General features: G+C 42.4%; 14 protein-coding genes. 12 read left to right on the top strand and 2 right to left on the bottom strand.

The features are described 5' to 3' along the window. Positions 1 to 67: 67 nt before the first annotated feature. From guaB to AAHJ11_RS07620, 9 genes are all read left to right on the top strand, one after another. On the top strand, positions 68 to 1,546 hold the full coding sequence (gene guaB / locus AAHJ11_RS07660; RefSeq protein WP_148366587.1) for an IMP dehydrogenase: 1,479 nt from the start codon (positions 68 to 70) through the stop codon (positions 1,544 to 1,546). A 143-nt stretch (positions 1,547 to 1,689) separates the two neighbouring features. After that, entirely contained in the window at positions 1,690 to 3,234 is a 1,545-nt protein-coding gene (locus tag AAHJ11_RS07655) for a peptidylprolyl isomerase (RefSeq protein WP_195648670.1), read from the top strand. A gap of 54 nt (positions 3,235 to 3,288) precedes the next feature. Beyond that, positions 3,289 to 4,134: a peptidyl-prolyl cis-trans isomerase gene (locus AAHJ11_RS07650; RefSeq protein WP_320978543.1), complete on the top strand. Its 846-nt coding sequence runs from the start codon at positions 3,289 to 3,291 to the stop codon at positions 4,132 to 4,134. 9 nt (positions 4,135 to 4,143) lie between these two features. Next, positions 4,144 to 5,526, top strand: a complete 1,383-nt coding sequence (locus tag AAHJ11_RS07645) for a peptidylprolyl isomerase (protein WP_122138585.1) — start codon at positions 4,144 to 4,146, stop codon at positions 5,524 to 5,526. A gap of 22 nt (positions 5,527 to 5,548) precedes the next feature. Further along, a complete protein-coding gene (locus AAHJ11_RS07640) occupies positions 5,549 to 7,198 on the top strand; it encodes an OstA-like protein (protein WP_148366585.1) in 1,650 nt (549 codons plus the stop codon). A 1-nt stretch (position 7,199) separates the two neighbouring features. Continuing rightward, positions 7,200 to 7,499 carry a hypothetical protein gene (locus AAHJ11_RS07635; RefSeq protein ID WP_004297174.1) on the top strand — a complete coding sequence of 100 codons (300 nt, stop codon included), beginning with the start codon at positions 7,200 to 7,202 and terminating at the stop codon, positions 7,497 to 7,499. Between the two features lie 17 nt (positions 7,500 to 7,516). Beyond that, a complete protein-coding gene (gene mutL, locus AAHJ11_RS07630; RefSeq protein WP_148366584.1) occupies positions 7,517 to 9,412 on the top strand; it encodes a DNA mismatch repair endonuclease MutL in 1,896 nt (631 codons plus the stop codon). 103 nt (positions 9,413 to 9,515) lie between these two features. Continuing rightward, on the top strand, positions 9,516 to 10,703 hold the full coding sequence (locus AAHJ11_RS07625; RefSeq protein WP_148366583.1) for an OmpA family protein: 1,188 nt from the start codon (positions 9,516 to 9,518) through the stop codon (positions 10,701 to 10,703). A 658-nt stretch (positions 10,704 to 11,361) separates the two neighbouring features. Next, positions 11,362 to 13,761 carry a DUF2339 domain-containing protein gene (locus AAHJ11_RS07620; protein ID WP_217721413.1) on the top strand — a complete coding sequence of 800 codons (2,400 nt, stop codon included), beginning with the start codon at positions 11,362 to 11,364 and terminating at the stop codon, positions 13,759 to 13,761. Positions 13,762 to 13,851: 90 nt separating this feature from the next. Here the strand turns inward: AAHJ11_RS07620 and trpS are convergent, their stop codons facing one another. Then, positions 13,852 to 14,946, bottom strand: a complete 1,095-nt coding sequence (gene trpS / locus AAHJ11_RS07615) for a tryptophan--tRNA ligase (protein ID WP_004297181.1) — start codon at positions 14,944 to 14,946, stop codon at positions 13,852 to 13,854. A gap of 428 nt (positions 14,947 to 15,374) precedes the next feature. On the opposite strand from trpS, the gene carB reads away from it, so the two are divergent. Beyond that, on the top strand, positions 15,375 to 18,596 hold the full coding sequence (gene carB, locus AAHJ11_RS07610; RefSeq protein WP_320974971.1) for a carbamoyl-phosphate synthase (glutamine-hydrolyzing) large subunit: 3,222 nt from the start codon (positions 15,375 to 15,377) through the stop codon (positions 18,594 to 18,596). A 219-nt stretch (positions 18,597 to 18,815) separates the two neighbouring features. On the opposite strand, the gene AAHJ11_RS07605 is transcribed toward carB, so the two are convergent. After that, positions 18,816 to 18,947: a hypothetical protein gene (locus AAHJ11_RS07605; protein ID WP_255518787.1), complete on the bottom strand. Its 132-nt coding sequence runs from the start codon at positions 18,945 to 18,947 to the stop codon at positions 18,816 to 18,818. 145 nt (positions 18,948 to 19,092) lie between these two features. On the opposite strand from AAHJ11_RS07605, the gene yaaA reads away from it, so the two are divergent. Continuing rightward, entirely contained in the window at positions 19,093 to 19,866 is a 774-nt protein-coding gene (gene yaaA, locus AAHJ11_RS07600; protein WP_413579259.1) for a peroxide stress protein YaaA, read from the top strand. A gap of 3 nt (positions 19,867 to 19,869) precedes the next feature. Next, positions 19,870 to 20,415 (top strand): sugar O-acetyltransferase, encoded by a 546-nt coding sequence (locus tag AAHJ11_RS07595; protein WP_148366579.1) that lies wholly within the window; start codon positions 19,870 to 19,872, stop codon positions 20,413 to 20,415. Positions 20,416 to 20,607: the final 192 nt, after the last annotated feature.

The raw sequence follows: 20,607 nt of genomic DNA, 5'->3' as shown, positions 1-20,607 counted from the left end.
GTGCAGGTATGCGGTTTTGAATAAAAACCGTATATTTGCACGCAATAAATTTTAAACGCATAGCCCTATGTCATTTATTGCTGATAAGATTGTAATGGATGGGTTGACTTACGATGATGTATTGTTGATCCCCGCTTATTCTGAAGTTTTACCGCGCACTGTCGATCTCTCGACAAAGTTTTCAAAAAACATTGAGTTAAAAATACCTTTTGTGACGGCTGCCATGGATACGGTTACCGAAGCGAAAATGGCTATTGCCATTGCCCGTGAAGGTGGTATCGGTGTGATTCACAAAAATATGTCTATCGAAGAACAGGCAAGACAAGTTGCTATCGTAAAGCGTGCCGAAAATGGTATGATTTATGACCCTGTAACGATCAAAAGAGGTTCTACTGTTCAGGATGCACTGGACATTATGGCAGAATATAAAATCGGTGGTATCCCTGTGGTAGATGATGAAGGTTATCTGGTGGGTATTGTTACCAACAGAGATTTGCGTTTCGAAAGAGACATGGCAAAACATATTGATCTTGTCATGACTCCGAAAGAAAGATTGGTGACTACCAACCAGTCTACAGACTTGGAATCTGCTGCACAGATTCTTCAGAAACATAAGATTGAGAAACTTCCGATTGTCGGAATGGATGGAAAGTTGATCGGTCTTGTTACTTATAAAGATATTACAAAAGCAAAAGATAAACCGATGGCTTGTAAAGATGCCAAAGGTCGTCTGCGTGTAGCTGCCGGTGTAGGTGTTACTGCCGATACATTGGAGCGTATGCAAGCATTGGTGGATGCCGGTGCGGACGCAATCGTGATTGATACAGCTCACGGACACTCTAAATTTGTGATTGAAAAACTGAAAGAAGCAAAGAAACGCTTCCCGAATATTGATATTGTGGTAGGTAACATTGCTACCGGAGAAGCTGCCAAAGCTTTGGTGGAAGCTGGTGCGGATGCTGTGAAAGTAGGTATCGGTCCGGGTTCTATCTGTACAACTCGTGTGGTTGCCGGTGTAGGTGTTCCGCAGTTATCTGCTGTCTATGATGTTGCAAAAGCGTTGAAGGGTACAGGTATTCCTTTGATTGCCGATGGTGGTTTGCGTTATTCGGGCGACGTGGTGAAAGCGTTGGCCGCTGGAGGATATTGCGTAATGATCGGATCATTAGTTGCCGGAACAGAGGAATCTCCGGGTGACACTATTATCTTCAATGGTCGTAAATTCAAATCCTATCGTGGTATGGGTTCGTTGGAAGCAATGGAGAATGGTTCGAAAGACCGCTACTTCCAGAGTGGAACTGCTGATGTGAAGAAGCTTGTTCCGGAAGGAATCGCTGCCCGTGTTCCTTATAAAGGTACGCTTTTCGAAGTTGTTTATCAACTGAGTGGTGGTTTGCGTGCAGGTATGGGATACTGCGGTGCTGCCAATATTGAGAAACTTCATGACGCTAAATTTACCCGCATTACCAATGCAGGTGTAATGGAAAGTCATCCGCACGACGTGACGATTACTAGTGAATCGCCGAACTATAGCCGTCCGGAGTAATAGATAAATACGGTGAACTAGTAACGGTGAACGGTGAACAGGCTGTGTTGTCAGCAGGGTGTTCACTGCTCACCGTTTGTTATTTATCTGTTATTGTCATGATGCTTGTTGTTTAATTGATCGGAAAGAAAATAAAATAGATGATGAAAAGAAGCCTGTTGTTGGGATGTATTTCTCTTTTTGTAGTCGTGGCCTTTGCGCGGGAAGATCCCGTATTGATGCGTGTGAACGGAAGAGAGATACTCCGTTCGGAATTTGAATATGCGTACCACCGTTATGCGGAACGTTCAAATGTCGAACTTTCACCGAAAGAGTATGCAGCACTTTTCGCTCAATCGAAATTGAAAGTGGAAGCTGCCAGGGCTGCCGGACTTGATACGACTTCTGTTTTTCGTAAACAACAGGAGAAATGCCGGACCGAATTGGTGGAATCTTATCTGATAGACAGGCAAGTGATGGATAGCTGTGCCCGTGCTATCTATCAGAAAATGGGACTGAAGGCACGTAGCGGCAGGGTACAGGTGATGCAGATTTTCAAACGTTTGCCGCAGATAATCACTTCCAGGCATTTAGAAGAAGAAAAAACGCGGATGGATTCTATATACCGGGTGATACAGAATCAGCCGGATTTGAATTTTAACCGTTTGGTCGAAATATACTCGGATGATAAGCAAAGTAGATGGATTGAATGTCTGGAAACAACGAGTGAGTTTGAGAATGTTGCTTTCTCTTTGGCAAAAGGTATGGTATCCCAGCCTTTTTTCACTCCTGAAGGGATTCATATCTTGAAAGTGGTCGATCGGGAGGAAACGGCTGCTTATGAAAATGTCAGTGTCAGATTAATGGAACGGTTACGGCGCAAGGAAATTTTGGACAAAGGTACAGGTGCGGTGCTCGAGCGATTGAAAAAAGCATGGCAGTATATTCCCAATCAGGCGGCAATGGAAGAATTGCTGGCGAAAGGCCGTACAGAACAAACCCTGTTTACGATTGACGGACAAGCGTACACCGGAACTATGTTCACTCATTTTGCCTCTTCCCATCCTCAAGCTGTCAAACGGCAGTTGGAAGGATTTATAGCCAAGTCATTGCTGGATTATGAAAGCCGGAACATCGATAAAAAGCATCCTGAAATACCTTATGCCTTGCGGGAATCTGATGAAAACTATTTGGTGGAAGAGATGACACGTCAGAAAATAGATTTGCCCGCAGCCAATGACCGCGCGGGATTGGCTACTTATTTTAAATTTCATTCGTCGGATTATCGGTGGGAGAGTCCCCGGTATAGAGGAGTCGTGCTTCATTGCGTTGATAAAAAGACGGCAAAGCAAGCCAAAAAAATGCTGAAGAAAGTGCCGGAAAAAGAGTGGGCGGAAAAGCTTCGGCAAACTTTTAATACATCCGGGGAGGAAAAGATACAAGTTGAACAAGGAATTTTTGCCGACGGAGACAATAAATATATAGATAAACTGGTTTTTAAGAAGGGTGATTTTGACCCTTTGGTGTCTTATCCTTTTACTATTGTTGTAGGCAAAAAAATGAAAGGTCCGGAGGATTATCGGGAAGTAATTGATCGGGTTCGAAAGGATTATCGAAGCTATCTTGACACGTGCTGGATGCGGGAATTGAGTGAGTCCGGTAAGGTTGAAATAAACCAAGAGGTTTTAAAAACAGTTAATAATAACTGATGTAACCGATTATTCACTATCTTCGTACCTTAAATAAGTAGATTTTAGTTGCCGATGCGAATATTAGTCCTCTTACTGATTACCCTTCTTGGTTGTGGAGCGTGCAAGGAACAGCGCGACCACAAAGGAAAGACTCCTTTGGTAGAGGTGGATGGTAACTTTTTATATAAAGAAGATTTGATGTCCGTGCTTCCGGTCGGATTGTCAAAAGATGATAGCATTCTCTTCGCCGAGCACTATATTCGTAGTTGGGCGGAAGAGATTTTATTGTATGAGAAAGCTGCGAACAATATCCCAGATAATGTGGATGTAGACAAACTGGTGGAGAATTATCGGAAAGCGTTGATCATGCATACTTATCAGCAGGAGTTGATTAACCAGAAGTTGACGAATGATATTTCCGAACACGAGATAGCAGAGTATTACGGCAAAAACAAGGAATTGTTTAAACTGGAAAGTCCGTTGATTAAGGGATTGTTTATTAAAGTGCCGTTGACAGCTCCACAGTTGAACAATGTGCGCAGATGGTATAAGTCGGAAAAACAGGATGCTATTGAGAGTCTGGAAAAATATAGTTTGCAGAATGCGGTGAAATATGAATATTTCTATGATAAATGGGTGTCTGTGACCGATGTCCTGGACATGATTCCGTTGAAAGTAGAGGCACCGGAAGAGTACGTAAACAAACACCGTCAGGTAGAATTGAAAGATACGGCTTATTATTATTTCCTGAATGTGAGCGATTATCGCGGAGTTGGTGAGGAGAAACCGTATGAATTTGCCCGGTCGGAAGTGAAAGACTTACTGGTGAATCAGAAACGGGTGAGCTTTATGGAACAGGTAAAGAGCGACTTGTATCAGCAGGCGGTAAGTAAGAAGAAGATTATATATAATTATTAAATACAAAGAATGAAGAAGTTTGTGAACTTTAGATTTGTTGTTACCCTTGTCCTGGCAATATTTGCTAATGTGGCAACCTATGCACAAGATAATGTGGTTGATGAAGTAGTTTGGGTTGTAGGTGACGAAGCTATTTTAAAATCAGATGTAGAAGAGGCCCGTATGGATGCCTTGTATAATGGACGCAGATTCGAAGGCGATCCTTATTGTGTAATTCCTGAAGAGATTGCTGTGCAGAAGTTATTCCTGCATCAGGCAAAGTTGGACAGTATCGAGGTTTCCGAAGCGGAAATCATTCAGCGTGTGGATATGATGACCAATATGTACATCCAGCAGATCGGTTCCAGAGAGAAAATGGAGGAGTATTTCAATAAAACATCCACCCAGATTCGTGAGACTTTGCGTGATAATGCACGTGACGGATTGACGGTTCAGAAGATGCAGCAGAAACTGGCAGGAGATATCAAAGTGACTCCGGCAGAAGTACGCCGTTATTTCAAAGACCTTCCACAGGATAGTATCCCTTACATTCCTACACAGGTGGAAGTGCAGATTATTACTTTGCAACCCAAAATACCCGTTTCGGAAATCGAGGATGTAAAGAAGACACTGCGTGATTATACGGATCGTGTGACAAAAGGAGAAATCGACTTCTCCACATTGGCACGTTTGTATTCTGAAGACAAGGCTTCTGCCATTAAAGGTGGTGAATGTGGATTTATGGGACGTGGTATGATGGACCCCGCTTATGCGAATGTGGCATTCAGCTTGCAGGACCCGAAGAAAGTTTCCAAAATTGTAGAATCGGAATTTGGTTTCCATATTATCCAGTTGATTGAGAAGCGTGGTGACCGTGTTAATACTCGCCATATCCTGTTGCGTCCGAAAGTATCGGAAAAAGAACTGACCGAGGCTTGTGCCCGTCTGGATTCTATTGCAGATGATATTCGTGCTAACAAATTCACATTTGATGATGCGGCTGCCGTTATCTCACAAGATAAGGATACCCGTAACAATCATGGTATCATGGTGAACATCAATGAACATTCAGGTATCACTACCTCTAAGTTCCAGATGCAGGATCTTCCTCAAGACGTTGCTAAGGTAGTGGATAAGATGAATGTTGGCGAGATTTCCAAAGCTTTTACAATGATTAATGAGAAAGATGGAAAAGAAGTATGCGCTATCGTGAAATTGAAAACGAAAATCAATGGTCATAAAGCAACCATCGCGGAAGACTATCAGGATCTGAAAGAAATCGTAATGGATAAGCGTCGCGAAGAGGTGTTGCAGAAATGGATTCTGAACAAGCAAAAACACACTTATGTACGCATCAACGAAAACTGGCAGAAGTGTGACTTCAAGTATCCGGGTTGGGTCAAGAATGACTGATATAACCTTGCTTTGACTTTATATGCTGAAAAAGAATAAGAAAAATAAACAACAAGACAGGCATAGATGGCTCCTTATAGGCTTTCTATGCCTGTTTGGTGTATGTCTTGCGCAAGACAACAAGAAGCAACCGGAGAATAAAAAGACCAAAGTTTACTTGCTTCATGCTGACGAAGGACAGGCGGATAAGCTGGCACGTCCGGATGTGCAGGTGTTGATTGGTAACGTGAAGTTGCGCCATGACAGTATGTATATGTACTGTGACAGTGCACTGATTTTTGAGAAAACCAACTCCGTAGAAGCCTTCAGTAATGTGCGTATGGAACAGGGAGATACCTTGTTCATCTATGGTGATTATCTTTATTATGACGGAATGACGCAAATTGCGCAACTTCGTGAAAATGTGAAGATGATTAACCGGAACACTACTTTGCTGACGGACAGTTTGAACTATGACCGTCTCTACGACCTCGGATATTATTTCGAGGGAGGAACTTTGATGGATGAAGAGAATGTACTGACTTCTGACTGGGGTGAATATAGTCCTGCAACGAAACAGTCGGTATTCAACCATGATGTGAAGCTGGTGAATCCTAAGTTTGTGTTGACCTCCGATACATTGAGGTATAATACGGAGAACAAAATAGCAGTGATTCTCGGACCTTCCAATATCGTCAGTGATAATAATCATATCTATTCGGAACGGGGATTTTATAACACATTGACCGAACAAGCGGAATTGTTGGACCGTTCGGTCCTGACCAATCAGGGGAAGAAACTTGTAGGCGACAGTCTCTTCTATGACCGGATAATCGGTTACGGAGAAGCATTCGATAATGTGAAGATGACAGATTCCATTAATAAGAATATGCTGACGGGTGATTATTGTTTCTATAATGAATTGACGGACTCCGCATTTGCAACAAAACGCGCTGTTGCTATCGATTATTCACAGGGAGACAGTCTTTATCTGCATGGAGATACTTTGCAGATGGTGTCCTATAATCTGAATACCGATTCTTTGTACCGGTTGATGAAGGCTTACCATAAAGTACGTATGTATCGTACAGATGTTCAGGGAGTATGTGACTCACTGGTTTATAATTCGAAAGATTCCTGTATGACCATGTATACTGACCCTATTCTTTGGAATGACGGACAGCAACTGCTTGGTGAGCAGATCAAGATTTATATGAATGACAGTACGATTGACTGGGCGCACATTATCAACCAGGCATTGACAGTGGAGATGAAAGACTCTATTCACTATAATCAAGTGTCCGGCAAGGAGATGAAAGCCTATTTCGTTAATGGAGATATGCGCCATATTGAGGTGATCGGTAATGTATTGACAGCTTTTTATCCTGAAGAGAAAGACAGTACGATGACCGGATTTAATTGTCTGGAAGGTAGTATGCTCCATCTTTATATGAAGGATAAGAAAATGGAAAAAGGACTCTTTATCGGCAAATCCAACGGAACGATGTATCCGATGGACCAGATACCGCCTGATAAACTGCGTCTTCCCACTTTTGCTTGGTTCGACTATGTCCGTCCGCTGAATAAGGACGATATTTTCAACTGGCGCAGCAAGCGTGCGGGAGAAACATTGAAGCCGACTACCGACCGGCGACCAAAGACAGAAAAGCGAAACTTAATAAATATGAAGTAGTATGGGAATGTTTAACTCAATGAGAAAGCCCCGGGGCTTTAATCATCAATACATTTATGTGGATGAGCGGAAAGAAAAGCTCGCTAAGATGGAGGAGAACGCCAAACGTGACTTGGGAATGCTGCCGGAGAAAGAATTTAATCCGGAAGATATTCGCGGTAAATTCGTCGAAGGTACTACACATTTGAAAAGAAGAAAAGCAAGTGGCCGCAAACCAGTCTCTTTCGGAATCATACTGATAATCATAGCCTTCCTTCTCTATCTGTGGCATTATTTAGCAACAGGAAGCTGGAGTTTTTAATTGTTAATTTACGAAGTATGAGCGATATCATTCATTTGTTACCTGATTCGGTAGCTAACCAGATTGCTGCCGGTGAAGTAATACAACGTCCGGCATCTGTTATCAAGGAGCTAGTGGAGAATGCGATTGATGCAGATGCGCAAAATATACATGTGTTAGTGACTGATGCGGGTAAAACCTGTATTCAGGTGATTGACGATGGAAAAGGAATGTCCGAAACGGATGCCCGTCTCTCTTTTGAGCGGCATGCTACTTCCAAGATACGGGAAGCTGCGGACTTGTTTGCTTTGCGTACCATGGGATTTCGCGGAGAAGCATTGGCATCCATCGCAGCAGTGGCGCAGGTAGAACTAAAGACGCGCCCGGAATCGGAAGAACTGGGAACGAAGCTGGTGATTGCAGGTTCTCAAGTGGAGAGTCAGGAGGCTATATCCTGTTCTAAAGGAAGCAACTTCTCTGTAAAGAACCTGTTCTTTAATGTGCCTGCCCGTCGTAAATTTCTAAAGGCTAATTCTACTGAATTGAGTAACATCCTTGCCGAATTTGAGCGTATCGCTTTGGTGCATCCGGAAGTTGCCTTTTCGCTTTATAGTAATGATTCGGAACTTTTCAATCTTCCGGTATCACAGTTGCGTCAGCGTATTCTTGCTATTTTCGGTAAGAAGCTCAACCAGCAATTACTGAATATAGACGTGAACACTACCATGGTGAAAATCTCCGGATACGTAGCCAAACCGGAGACTGCCCGTAAGAAAGGAGCCCATCAGTATTTCTTTGTCAACGGACGCTATATGCGCCATCCTTATTTCCATAAGGCAGTCATGGAGGCTTATGAGCAGTTGATTCCCGTCGGCGAACAGATTTCTTATTTTATCTATTTTGATGTGGATCCGGCCAATATTGACGTAAATATTCATCCGACAAAGACCGAAATCAAGTTTGAGAATGAGCAGGCCATCTGGCAGATACTTTCAGCATCCGTTAAGGAATCGTTGGGTAAGTTCAGTGCTATCCCTTCCATTGATTTTGATACGGAGGATATGCCTGACATTCCGGCATTTGAGGAAAAGATATCTTCCGAACCTCCGAAGGTACATTATAATACAGAATATAATCCGTTTAAAGTCTCTACCGGTGGCGGCGGATCGTATAGCCGTTCGAAAGTAGAATGGGAGGATTTGTACGGAGGGCTGACAAAAGCCAGTAAGATGAATAATCCGCAGCCGGAACCCGAAATGGATTGGGCGGATTCTTCTATTGGAGGCGAATCGGCCTTTGTGGAAGAAAAGATAGAGACGATGACATCCGCTGCTTCTTCTACTTTGTATGCCAATGAACCGGTGATGGAAAAGGGGAATCAGCATTTACAGTTCAAAGGGCGGTTTATTCTGACTTCAGTTAAATCCGGTTTAATGTTAATCGACCAACACCGGGCACACATACGGGTGCTTTTTGATCGCTATATGATACAGATACAGCAGAAACAGGGAGTATCGCAGGGCGTTCTTTTTCCGGAAATATTACAATTACCGGCTTCGGAAGCTGCTGTTCTTCAAAGTATTATGGATGATTTGTCGGCAGTCGGCTTCGACTTGAGCAATCTGGGAGGCGGTAGTTATGCCATTAATGGTATTCCTTCGGGTATTGAAGGACTGAATCCGGTCGAGCTGGTGCGTAATATGCTACATACAGCGATGGAAAAAGGAAGTGACGTTAAAGAAGAGATTCAAAGTATTCTGGCAATTACATTGGCGCGGGCAGCGGCTATTGTCTACGGACAGGTGTTGAGTAATGAAGAAATGGTAAGCCTTGTAGACAACCTTTTTGCCTGTCCCTCACCGAATTACACACCCGACGGGAAAATCGTTTTGACAACTATTAAGGAGGAGGACATCGAAAGATTATTCAAATAAAACAAATAAATTCATCTTTTCCTAAAACCTTTTAGTCCAGTTCGTGTTATTTAAATAGTTCAACAAAGAAAAAGATTTAAATAACCACTTAACTATTAGGTATATGAAAAAGATTCTGATGTTGCTGGCATTTGCCGGCGTTGCGTCTGTCGCTTCTGCGCAGCAGACAATGACTGTAACTGAATACGAAGTGATTCAGGTGCAAGATAAATATCAAGTAATAACTAATCCTTTCTGGAGTAACTGGTTCTTCTCTGTAGGAGGAGGTGCTCAGGTATTGTATGGAAACAATGACCATATCGGTAAGTTCAGAGATCGTGTCGCTCCTACATTCAACGTGTCTGTTGGTAAATGGGTAACTCCGGGATTTGGATTGCGTTTGCAGTACAGCGGTCTACAGGCCAAAGGATTCACCACCAGCGAAACTGCTAATTATGTGGTTGGCGGTCCGAGAGAAGATGGCTCTTACAAACAAAGATGGGACTACATGAACTTGCATGGTGATTTGATGATTAACCTGAACGCACTTTTCGGTGGATACAATCCGAACCGTGTATATGAAATTATCCCTTATATTGGTGCTGGTTGGGCTCATGCTTATTCTCGTCCTCACACTAACTCCGCTACTTTCAATGCAGGTATTATCAACCGCTTCCGTTTGTCGAATGCTGTTGACTTGAACTTGGAATTGAGTGCAACAGGTCTGGAAGGCAAGTTTGACGGCGAACACGGAAGTAAACCTGATTACGATGGTATCTTAGGTGCTACTATTGGTGTAACTTATTATTTCCCAACTCGCGGATTCCAACGTCCGGTTCCACAGATTATCTCTGAACTCGAATTGAACCAGATGCGTAATCAGATGAATGCAATGGCAGCAGCTAATATGCAATTACAACAGCAGTTGGCAAATGCACAACAACCGGTTGAAGTAGAAGATACTGAAGAAGTTGTTATAACAGATACTAACATTGCTCCGCGTACTGTATTCTTCAAGATTGGTTCTGATAAATTATCTCCGCAGGAAGAAATGAACTTGTCATATCTTGCCAGCAAGATAAAAGATACTCCGAATGCTACATACACAATCAACGGATATGCAGACTCTGCAACAGGTACTCCGGCTTTCAACCAGAAGTTGAGCTTGGAACGTGCGCAAGTTGTTAAAGACCTGCTCGTTAAAAAGTATGGCATCTCTGCCGATAGATTGAAAGTTGCAGCCGGTGGTGGTGTTGACAAATTCGGTCAACCGATTCTGAACCGTGTAGTATTGGTCGAATCAGCACAGTAATCATATAATTTCAGTATCCGGCGATTCTTTGTGATCGCCTGCTGAAAGAGAGAAGGCGGCTGAAAGCGAATCCTGAAATAAGGTATTTTCGCTTTCAGCTGCCTTTTTATTAGTTTGGTAGAGAATGTGAATGCGAGTTGTAATTTTCCCATCCCCTTCACCTTTCTTCTGAACTCCCGATGAATACACTGTTTGCGGGTGAAGGAAGTCCTTTTCATTACTGTATTCATCACATTACATATCGAAAAAATGTCATTACAGTGTTTTCTAAAATCCTTGTATTAATTGGAGAAAACACTGCAATGTTTTTTTTAATCATCCCAATGAAAAAAATAATCTATTAGCATATTTGTTTTTGCTATTAGCATATTCCTGTTAGCTATAATGATATTCTGATTAGCTATAATGATATTGCATGCAAAGCAAAGTGAAAAAGCTGGTGTAAGAGTCGCCATTCACCCGCCAACTCTTTATTCATCGGGGGCCTGGGATAAAGGTAAAGGGCGATTGCTATCTTCAGACTTTGAGATCTGTAGTCTGATTTGTGTAATTGATGTAAACTTACATTGTTGCGATAATCCAAATAATTTAATAACAATTGATTGAGACTATTAATTATTATCTATATTTGTGATATCGAACTCAAATCTGGAATATTATGGACGATTTTAATACTGTATATGCGCTACTTGTTTTAGTTATGCTATTTGTGCTATTGAGTAGGTTGGATAATCGCTTCGGGAAAGTAGAGAGAGAATTGAATGAGATAAAGAAACGAATGGACGATTATCTCAAACTTCAGCAAAAGGCTGCTACTGAAGAGCATAAACCTAAAGAGGAAATAGTTGTAAAAGAAACAGAAGATGTCCCTTTGATCTCTCAAATGACAGAGCATGTTACGGTAATAAAGGCTGCACAACAAGGGAAAGTTGTTCCGGAAAAACAAGAATCGGTTGTTGAAACAGTACGTGAGACACTGGGAGAGACACAAGAAAAGACGGTTGAAACAGAACTGGAAGAAGTTTGTATTGAGGCTGTTCGAAAAGAATCTGCTAAATCTCCGACTGTTCCGGTTATCCCGGTTGCTCCGGCTGTTTCAAGACAAAAGAAGCAAGTGAATTACGAGAGGTTCATCGGTGAGAATCTCTTCGGAAAGATCGGTATCCTTATATTCGTCATCGGTGTAGGTTTCTTTGTGAAGTATGCTATTGATAAGAATTGGATCAATGAGACTTTCCGTACCGTACTTGGTTTCCTGACGGGAGCTGTATTGCTGGCCGTTGCCGAACGGTTGCAAAAGAAATATCGTACATTTAGCTCGCTACTTGCGGGTGGCGCTTTTGCTGTATTCTATCTTACGGTTGCCATTGCATTCCATTATTATCATATCTTCTCGCAGACTATGGCGTTTATCATTCTGATAGGCGTCACTGTATTTATGTCTGTTCTGTCTGTGGTGTACAATCGGCGTGAACTGGCTATCATTTCACTTGTCGGAGGATTTCTTGCACCTTTCATCGTAAGCAGTGGAGAGGGAAGTTATCTGGTACTGTTCACTTATGTAAGTATCCTGAATCTCGGTATGTTCGGACTTTCCATTTATAAGAAGTGGGGTGAGCTTCCGATTATCTCATTTGTCTTTACCTGGCTGATAATGGGAATCTTTCTTTTATTTAGCTATACCTCCAGTTCTACAGTTATTTCGGGGCACTTGTTTTTGTTTACCACTCTGTTTTATTTTATCTTTCTGCTTCCGGTGTTCTCCATTCTTCGTGGGGAAGATATGCGAACAATGAGTCGGGGACTGGTATTCGTCATTATAACGAATAATTTTATTTATTTGCTTTCGGGAGCTTTGTTCTTGCGGAATATGGGATGGTCTTTCAAAGCAAGCGGTTTGTTGAGCCTGTTTATCGCTCTTGTTAATTTAGGGCTGGTGCTTTGGTTATGGAAGAGCCGGAAGGACTATAAATTCTTGGTGTATACCACTTTGGGACTTGTGTTGACATTTGTCTCTATTACCGTCCCGATTCAGTTGGATGGAAATTATATAACATTAGTTTGGGCGTCAGAAATGGTGTTATTGTTATGGCTTTATATCAAGTCGAGAATCCGGGTATATGAATATGCGGCAAAGATACTGGTGGGACTCACCTTTATTTCTTACCTGATGGATATATATAATGTAGTAATGTATGAACATCATGTTGTCGGCACTATTTTCCTGAACAGTTCATTTGCCACCTCTTTGTTTGTAGGGCTGGCTACCGGAGCATTTGCTTTGTTGATGGGACATTATAGCTCATTCTTCTCTACAGCCCGTCAACTGAAATATGGTTTCTGGAATCCTTTCATGCTTTTTGTCTCTGTAGCTATACTCTATTATACATTTATGATGGAGTTCCACCTGCATTTTGAGGGAGCTACGAGGAGCGGAGCAATGTTCTTGTTTACTGCCATTGCCATTTCGAGTGTTTGTTATGCTTTCAGAAAAAGATTCCCGATCACCCGATATCTGACTTTCTATATGCTGGCTATTGGGGTAAATTCGCTTGTATACATCATAAATATATGGGGAGACCAATGGGAGAACATGGCTTTTGTGCCTGTTGTACTGCGATGGTTCACGGCAGCATTTGTAATAGCGAATATATACTATGTGGCACGCCAATACTATCTATTAATCGGCATCAAGAGTCGTTTCACTATTTATCTCAATATTCTGGTCACTCTTCTTTGGGTGACAATGGTGCGCTCTTTCCTCTGGCAGGTAGGAGTGGATGATTTCAGTGCCGGTCTTTCGCTTTCATTAAGTATTGCCGGATTTGTTCAGATGGGACTAGGGATGCGTTTGCATCAGAAAGTCATGCGCATGATAAGCCTTTCGACTTTCGGAATCGTTCTGCTTAAACTTGTATTTGACGATTTGTGGGCAATGCCTACTATTGGTAAAATCATTGTGTTCATCATTCTCGGACTGATATTACTGATACTTTCATTCCTTTATCAGAAACTAAAGGATGTATTATTCAAGAATGACGAAGATGAAGTTAGCTAAATCTTAAATTGTATATTATAATAAAGGCTGCCATTCTTTCTTAGAGTAGGCAGCCTTTACTTTATATGATACGTTTTTATGCAAACTTCCTTATTCTTGTGAGAAACGTTTTACCTGTTCCTCGATTAACTCCTTGTCATCGAAATAATTGATCTTCATTGCTTTTTTCACATCTGCCAAAGTCTCGGCAGCAGCAGCTCTGGCTACTTCGCATCCTTGCTGAAGCATGTCATAGATAGCCGGAATATCTTTGCTGAACTCTTTACGACGATTACGAATCGGTTCGAGTATTTCTTGCATAATAGAGTTTAGGAAACGTTTCACTTTTACGTCGCCCAGTCCGCCGCGTTGATAATGTGCTTTCAATTCTGCCAGATTCGGATAATCCGGTAAGTAGCGTTCGAAATGTTCGGGAAGGCAGAAAGCGTCAAGGTAAGTGAATACGGTGTTACCTTCAATCTTTCCCGGGTCTTGTACACGGAGATGTCCCGGATCGGTATACATACTCATAATCTTCTTCTGGATTTCTTCCGGTTCTTCCGAAAGGTAGATACAGTTTCCGAGTGATTTACTCATTTTAGCTTTACCGTCAGTTCCCGGAAGACGCAGGCAGGCTGCATTGTCCGGCAACAGGATTTCCGGTTCTACCAATGTCTCACCATATATATAGTTGAAACGGCGAACGATTTCACGAGCCTGTTCGAGCATTGGTTCCTGGTCTTCACCCACAGGGACAGTTGTTGCACGGAATGCTGTGATGTCCGCTGCCTGGCTGATAGGATAAGTGAAGAAACCTACGGGAATACTAGCTTCAAAGTTACGCATCTGGATTTCCGATTTCACAGTCGGGTTACGTTGCAGGCGGGATACGCTTACAAGGTCCATATAATAGAAGCTAAGCTCGCATAATTCCGGAATTTGCGACTGTATGAAGATGGTAGCTTTAGACGGATCTATGCCACAAGCCAGATAGTCAAGGGCTACTTCAATTACATTCTGACGCACCTTTTCCGGATTGTCTATATTGTCTGTCAATGCTTGCGAATCGGCAATGAAGATAAACATCTTGCTATAATCACCTGCGTTTTGCAGGTCAACTCTGCGTTTCAACGAACCTACATAGTGACCGATATGAAGTCTTCCGGTAGGACGGTCGCCCGTCAATATGATTTTTTCTTTTCCCATATTTTATTACCTTATTATATAATGGCAACAAAGATAAGGATAAAAACTGAAAGATACATCAAAATGTAGTTACTTCGTGATTTGTGCTTACTATGACGAGAAAGTATTCATTAAAAAAGCCAATGGAAAAACAACCGTTTCATTGACGCGGTAAACTATTTCGGTAAAAAAGTGAACGTTTCTTTTTGTCATGTGCAAAATATGTCGTTACTTTGCACAAATTTTGAAATCGACAATGAATCAACAGGAAATCAGAAGTAAGTATTATCTACATTCGGATGTTTTGCACCCGGAAACGGCAGACTTCTTCTCTTTTCTCCAAAAACGATATTTTAGTTCTTTGGTAATGCGTTAATCCTTTTTTGAGGGTAACGCATTTTTTTTATGGACGAACTTAGAAATAACAACTTATTATAACAACAAAAGAAATGGAAAAGGAAATCAAGAAAGTTCTCGTTTTGGGTTCTGGAGCACTCAAAATCGGACAAGCCGGAGAGTTCGACTACTCTGGTTCACAAGCACTGAAAGCTTTGAAAGAAGAAGGTATCAGCTCAGTATTGGTAAACCCGAACATCGCAACCATTCAGACTTCTGAAGGTATTGCCGATAAAGTGTATTTCCTTCCCGTAAATACTTATTTTGTAGAAGAAATTATCAAGAAAGAATGTCCTGATGGTATCTTGCTGGCATTCGGCGGACAGACTGCATTGAACTGCGGTGCGGAACTCTACACACAGGGTATTCTTGATAAATACGGAGTAAAGGTGCTTGGTACATCGGTAGAAGCTATCATGTATACAGAAGACCGTGATTTGTTCGTGAAGAAACTGAACGAAATCGATATGAAGACTCCGGTTAGCCAGGCAGTAGAAAACATGGAAGACGCCATTGCTGCTGCACGCAGAATAGGTTATCCTGTCATGGTACGTTCTGCTTATGCATTGGGTGGTCTTGGTAGCGGTATCTGTGCCGACGAAGAAGAATTCCTGAAACTGGCTGAAAGTTCCTTTGCTTTCTCTAAACAAATTCTGGTAGAAGAATCTTTGAAAGGCTGGAAAGAAATCGAATTTGAAGTGATCCGTGACGCTAACGACCATTGCTTCACAGTAGCCAGCATGGAAAACTTTGACCCGCTGGGTATCCATACCGGTGAATCAATCGTTGTGGCTCCTACTTGTTCACTGGATGATAAAGAATTGACTCTGTTGAAAGAACTTTCTACTAAATGTATCCGTCACCTCGGTATCGTGGGTGAGTGTAACATTCAGTATGCTTTCAACTCTGATACGGACGACTACCGTGTGATTGAAGTAAATGCCCGTTTGAGCCGTTCTTCTGCATTGGCGTCTAAAGCTACCGGTTATCCGTTGGCATTCGTTGCTGCTAAAGTAGCACTCGGCTATACACTCGACCAGATCGGTGAAATGGGTACTCCGAATTCAGCATATTCAGCTCCTGAACTTGACTATTACATCTGTAAGATTCCTCGTTGGGACTTGACTAAGTTTGCCGGTGTATCTCGTGAGATCGGTTCAAGCATGAAGTCGGTAGGTGAAATTATGTCTATCGGCCGTTCTTTCGAAGAAATCATCCAGAAAGGACTTCGTATGATTGGTCAGGGGATGCACGGTTTCGTAGGTAACGACGAGCTGCACTTTGACGATTTGGATAAAGAACTTTCCTGTCCGACTGACTTACGTATCTTCTCTATCGCACAGGCCATGGAAGAAGGTTACACTATCGAACGTATCCACGACCTGACTAAGATCGATCCCTGGTTCCTTGGCAAACTGAAAAATATCGTAGACTACAAAGCTAAATTGTCTGCTTATAATAAGGTAGAAGATATTCCGGCTGACGTGATGCGTGAAGCGAAGATCTTAGGTTTCTCTGACTTCCAGATTGCCCGCTTCGTCTTGAACCCGACTGGAAATATGGAGAAAGAAAACTTGGCTGTACGTGCTCATCGAAAAGCTTTGGGTATTCTTCCGGCTGTGAAACGTATCAATACCGTCGCTTCCGAACATCCGGAACTGACTAACTACCTGTATATGACTTATGCAGTAGAAGGTTATGATGTAAACTATTATAAGAATGAAAAATCAGTAGTGGTACTGGGTTCGGGTGCTTACCGCATCGGTAGCTCGGTTGAGTTTGACTGGTGTTCGGTAAATGCCGTTCAGACAGCCCGCAAATTGGGTTACAAGTCAATCATGATCAACTACAACCCTGAAACGGTTTCTACTGACTATGATATGTGCGACCGTCTGTACTTCGACGAACTTTCGTTCGAACGTGTACTCGACGTAATCGATCTGGAACAACCTCGCGGTGTGATTGTCTCTGTAGGTGGACAGATTCCGAACAACCTGGCTATGAAACTTTACCGCCAGTCGGTTCCTGTACTAGGTACTTCTCCGATCTCTATCGACCGTGCTGAAAACCGTAACAAGTTCTCCGCTATGCTCGACCAACTAGGTATCGACCAACCGGCATGGATGGAACTTACCAGTCTCGAAGAGGTGAAAGGATTCGTAGAAAAAGTAGGCTATCCGGTATTGGTTCGTCCTTCTTATGTTCTTTCGGGAGCTGCAATGAATGTTTGCTACGATGATGAAGAATTGGAGAACTTCCTGAAGATGGCTGCCGAAGTTTCTAAAGAATACCCGGTAGTTGTTTCTCAATTCCTTGAAAATACAAAAGAAATTGAATTTGACGCTGTTGCCCAGAATGGTGAAGTGGTGGAATACGCAATTTCCGAACACGTGGAATTTGCCGGTGTGCACTCCGGTGACGCTACACTGGTATTCCCGGCACAGAAGATTTACTTTGCAACGGCACGCCGTATCAAGAAGATCAGTCGTCAGATTGCCAAAGAACTCAATATCTCCGGTCCATTCAATATCCAGTTCCTGGCTCGTAACAACGAAGTGAAAGTTATCGAATGTAACTTGCGTGCTTCTCGTAGCTTCCCGTTTGTGTCTAAAGTTCTGAAACGTAACTTCATCGAAACAGCTACCCGTATCATGCTGGATGCTCCGTACTCACGTCCGGACAAATCTGCGTTTGATATCGATTGGATTGGTGTAAAAGCTTCTCAATTCTCTTTCTCTCGTCTGCACAATGCCGACCCGGTATTGGGTGTGGATATGTCTTCTACGGGTGAAGTTGGATGTATTGGGGACGATTTCTCTGAAGCATTACTGAATTCAATGATTGCTACCGGATTCAAGATTCCTGAAAAAGCGGTTATGTTCTCTTCCGGTGCCATGAAGTCGAAGGTGGATTTGCTGGATGCTAGCCGTATGTTGTTTGCTAAGGGATATCAGATTTATGCTACTGCCGGAACTGCAGCTTTCCTGAACGCTCATGGAGTAGACACAATTCCGGTTTATTGGCCGGATGAAAAACCGGGTGCAGAGAACAACGTGATGAAGATGATTGCTGACCATAAGTTTGATTTGATCGTTAACATTCCGAAGAATCATAGTAAGCGTGAATTGACGAACGGCTATCGTATCCGTCGCGGTGCGATTGATCACAACATTCCATTGATTACAAATGCTCGTCTGGCAAGTGCCTTTATCGAAGCATTCTGCGAATTGAAATTGGGTGATATTCAGATCAAGAGCTGGCAGGAATATAAATAAACTGTTTTAGTCGTTTATTTAAGAAAAAGAACTCTTTCTTTGGCTTGTTCAAAGAGAGGGTTCTTTTTTTATGTGCCTTGCTACTGGTAGTTCCGCACTGTGAAACTAGAGTTTCGTCGGCGTGAAACTAAAGTTTCGTCGGCGTGAAACTAAAGTTTCATCGGTGAGAAACTAAAGTTTCACCAGTGAGAAACTAAAGTTTCAGTGGCTGGAAACTAACTAAACTAAGGCTTCCTTGATTTCATCATCCGAAGGGATGAAAGTCTTATAGCGGAAGGATGCATTGATAAAGTGTGACGGCATGGTGACGGAAAATGGTGCTGTCACCATGCCATCACGTCTTGCTGTCACAGTCTTACTTGTTTATAGTCAATGCATTATTAGGCTTTGGGTGACGGATGACAGCAACTTGTAATATTTAAAATCTCTAGTAGAATGTTTTTTTGCTTTTTATTATTTACTTTTGTTTCTTGAAAAGATAAAATCAGATTTAGCGATGTTAGTACTTCTATCTTGTGCCAAGACTATGAGTGAAACTTCAAAGGTAAAAGTTCCTTTGAAGACGGTTCCACGATTTCAAAAAGAAGCTTCCGGGGTTGCTTTGCAAATGTCACAGTTTTCGGTGGACGAACTGGAGCGTCTGTTGCGTGTGAATGCTAAGATAGCTGTGGAAAATTACAAGCGTTATCAGGCTTTTCATGCAGAGGGTACACCGGAACTGCCAGCTTTATTGGCTTATTCCGGAATTGTGTTCAAACGGCTGAATGCAAAAGATTTCTCGAAAGAAGAATTTGAATATGCACAGGAACACCTGCGGCTGACTTCCTTTTGTTATGGGTTGTTGAGGCCTTTGGATGTCATTCGTTCCTATCGGTTGGAAGGAGATATAGTGTTGCCTGAACTGGGCAATCAGACGATGTTCTCTTATTGGCAGTCTCACCTGACGGATGTGTTCATAGAAGATATAAAGAAAGCCGGCGGCATACTTTGCAATTTGGCCAGTGACGAGATGAGGAGTTTGTTTGATTGGAAGCGGGTAGAAAAAGAGGTGTGTGTCATCACTCCCGAATTTCAGGTCTGGAAGAATGGAAAATTGGCTTCAATAGTGATATATATCAAAATGTCCCGTGGTGAAATGACACGATTCATTCTGAAGAATCGAGTTGAAAATCCGGAGGATCTGAAAGGCTTCTCTTGGGAAGGATTTGAGTTTAACGAATCTCTTTCGAATGAAAAGAAGTTTGTATTTACTAACGGTAAAGAAGTATAAAGTATGACGGAAGTTGAGAAGATGCGTAGTAGCCAGTTGGCTGATATGTCTGCACCGGAATTGCAGGTACGTTTTGAACATGCCAAAAAGCTACTGGCACGTATGCGGGGAATGAGTACATACGATGCGGGGTATAGGGAATTATTGGAAAAGTTGGTGCCGGGGATTCCTGAAACTTCTATTATATGCCCGCCTTTCCATTGCGACCACGGAGACGGAATTAAGTTGGGTGAACATGTGTTTGTTAATGCCAATTGCACTTTCCTCGATGGAGGATATATCACGATTGGTGCTCACACACTGGTCGGCCCTTGCGTGCAAATTTATACGCCGCATCATCCAATGGATTATCAGGAAAGAAGAGGCTCTAAGGAATATGCTTATCCGGTGACGATTGGTGAAGACTGCTGGATTGGCGGCGGCGCTATTATCTGTCCCGGTGTGACGATCGGTAATCGTTGTGTGATAGGAGCGGGGAGCGTTGTGACGAAAGATATTCCCGACGACAGTGTTGCAGTCGGGAATCCGGCACGTGTGATTCGTAAATAGGTTGCTTTATCTATTAGAAGGACTGGACGAAGTGAAAGTTGCAAGAAAAAAACTTTTTTGTATTATTTGTTGATAATCAGAGCTTTCCTTTATTAGACAAAAACTTTCTTGAAAAATAATACATGAAATGTTTGCAGAATTCAAAAAATGCCGTACCTTTGCATCGCTTTTGAAACGGAAGTGTAAGGGCGT

The sequence above is a fragment of the Bacteroides sp. 90-K9/2 genome, from assembly GCF_047310725.1.
Lineage (GTDB): Bacteria > Bacteroidota > Bacteroidia > Bacteroidales > Bacteroidaceae > Bacteroides > Bacteroides vicugnae.
The sequence above is the reverse complement of the archived record's forward strand: the minus strand, read 5'-3'. Positions and strand labels throughout refer to the sequence as shown.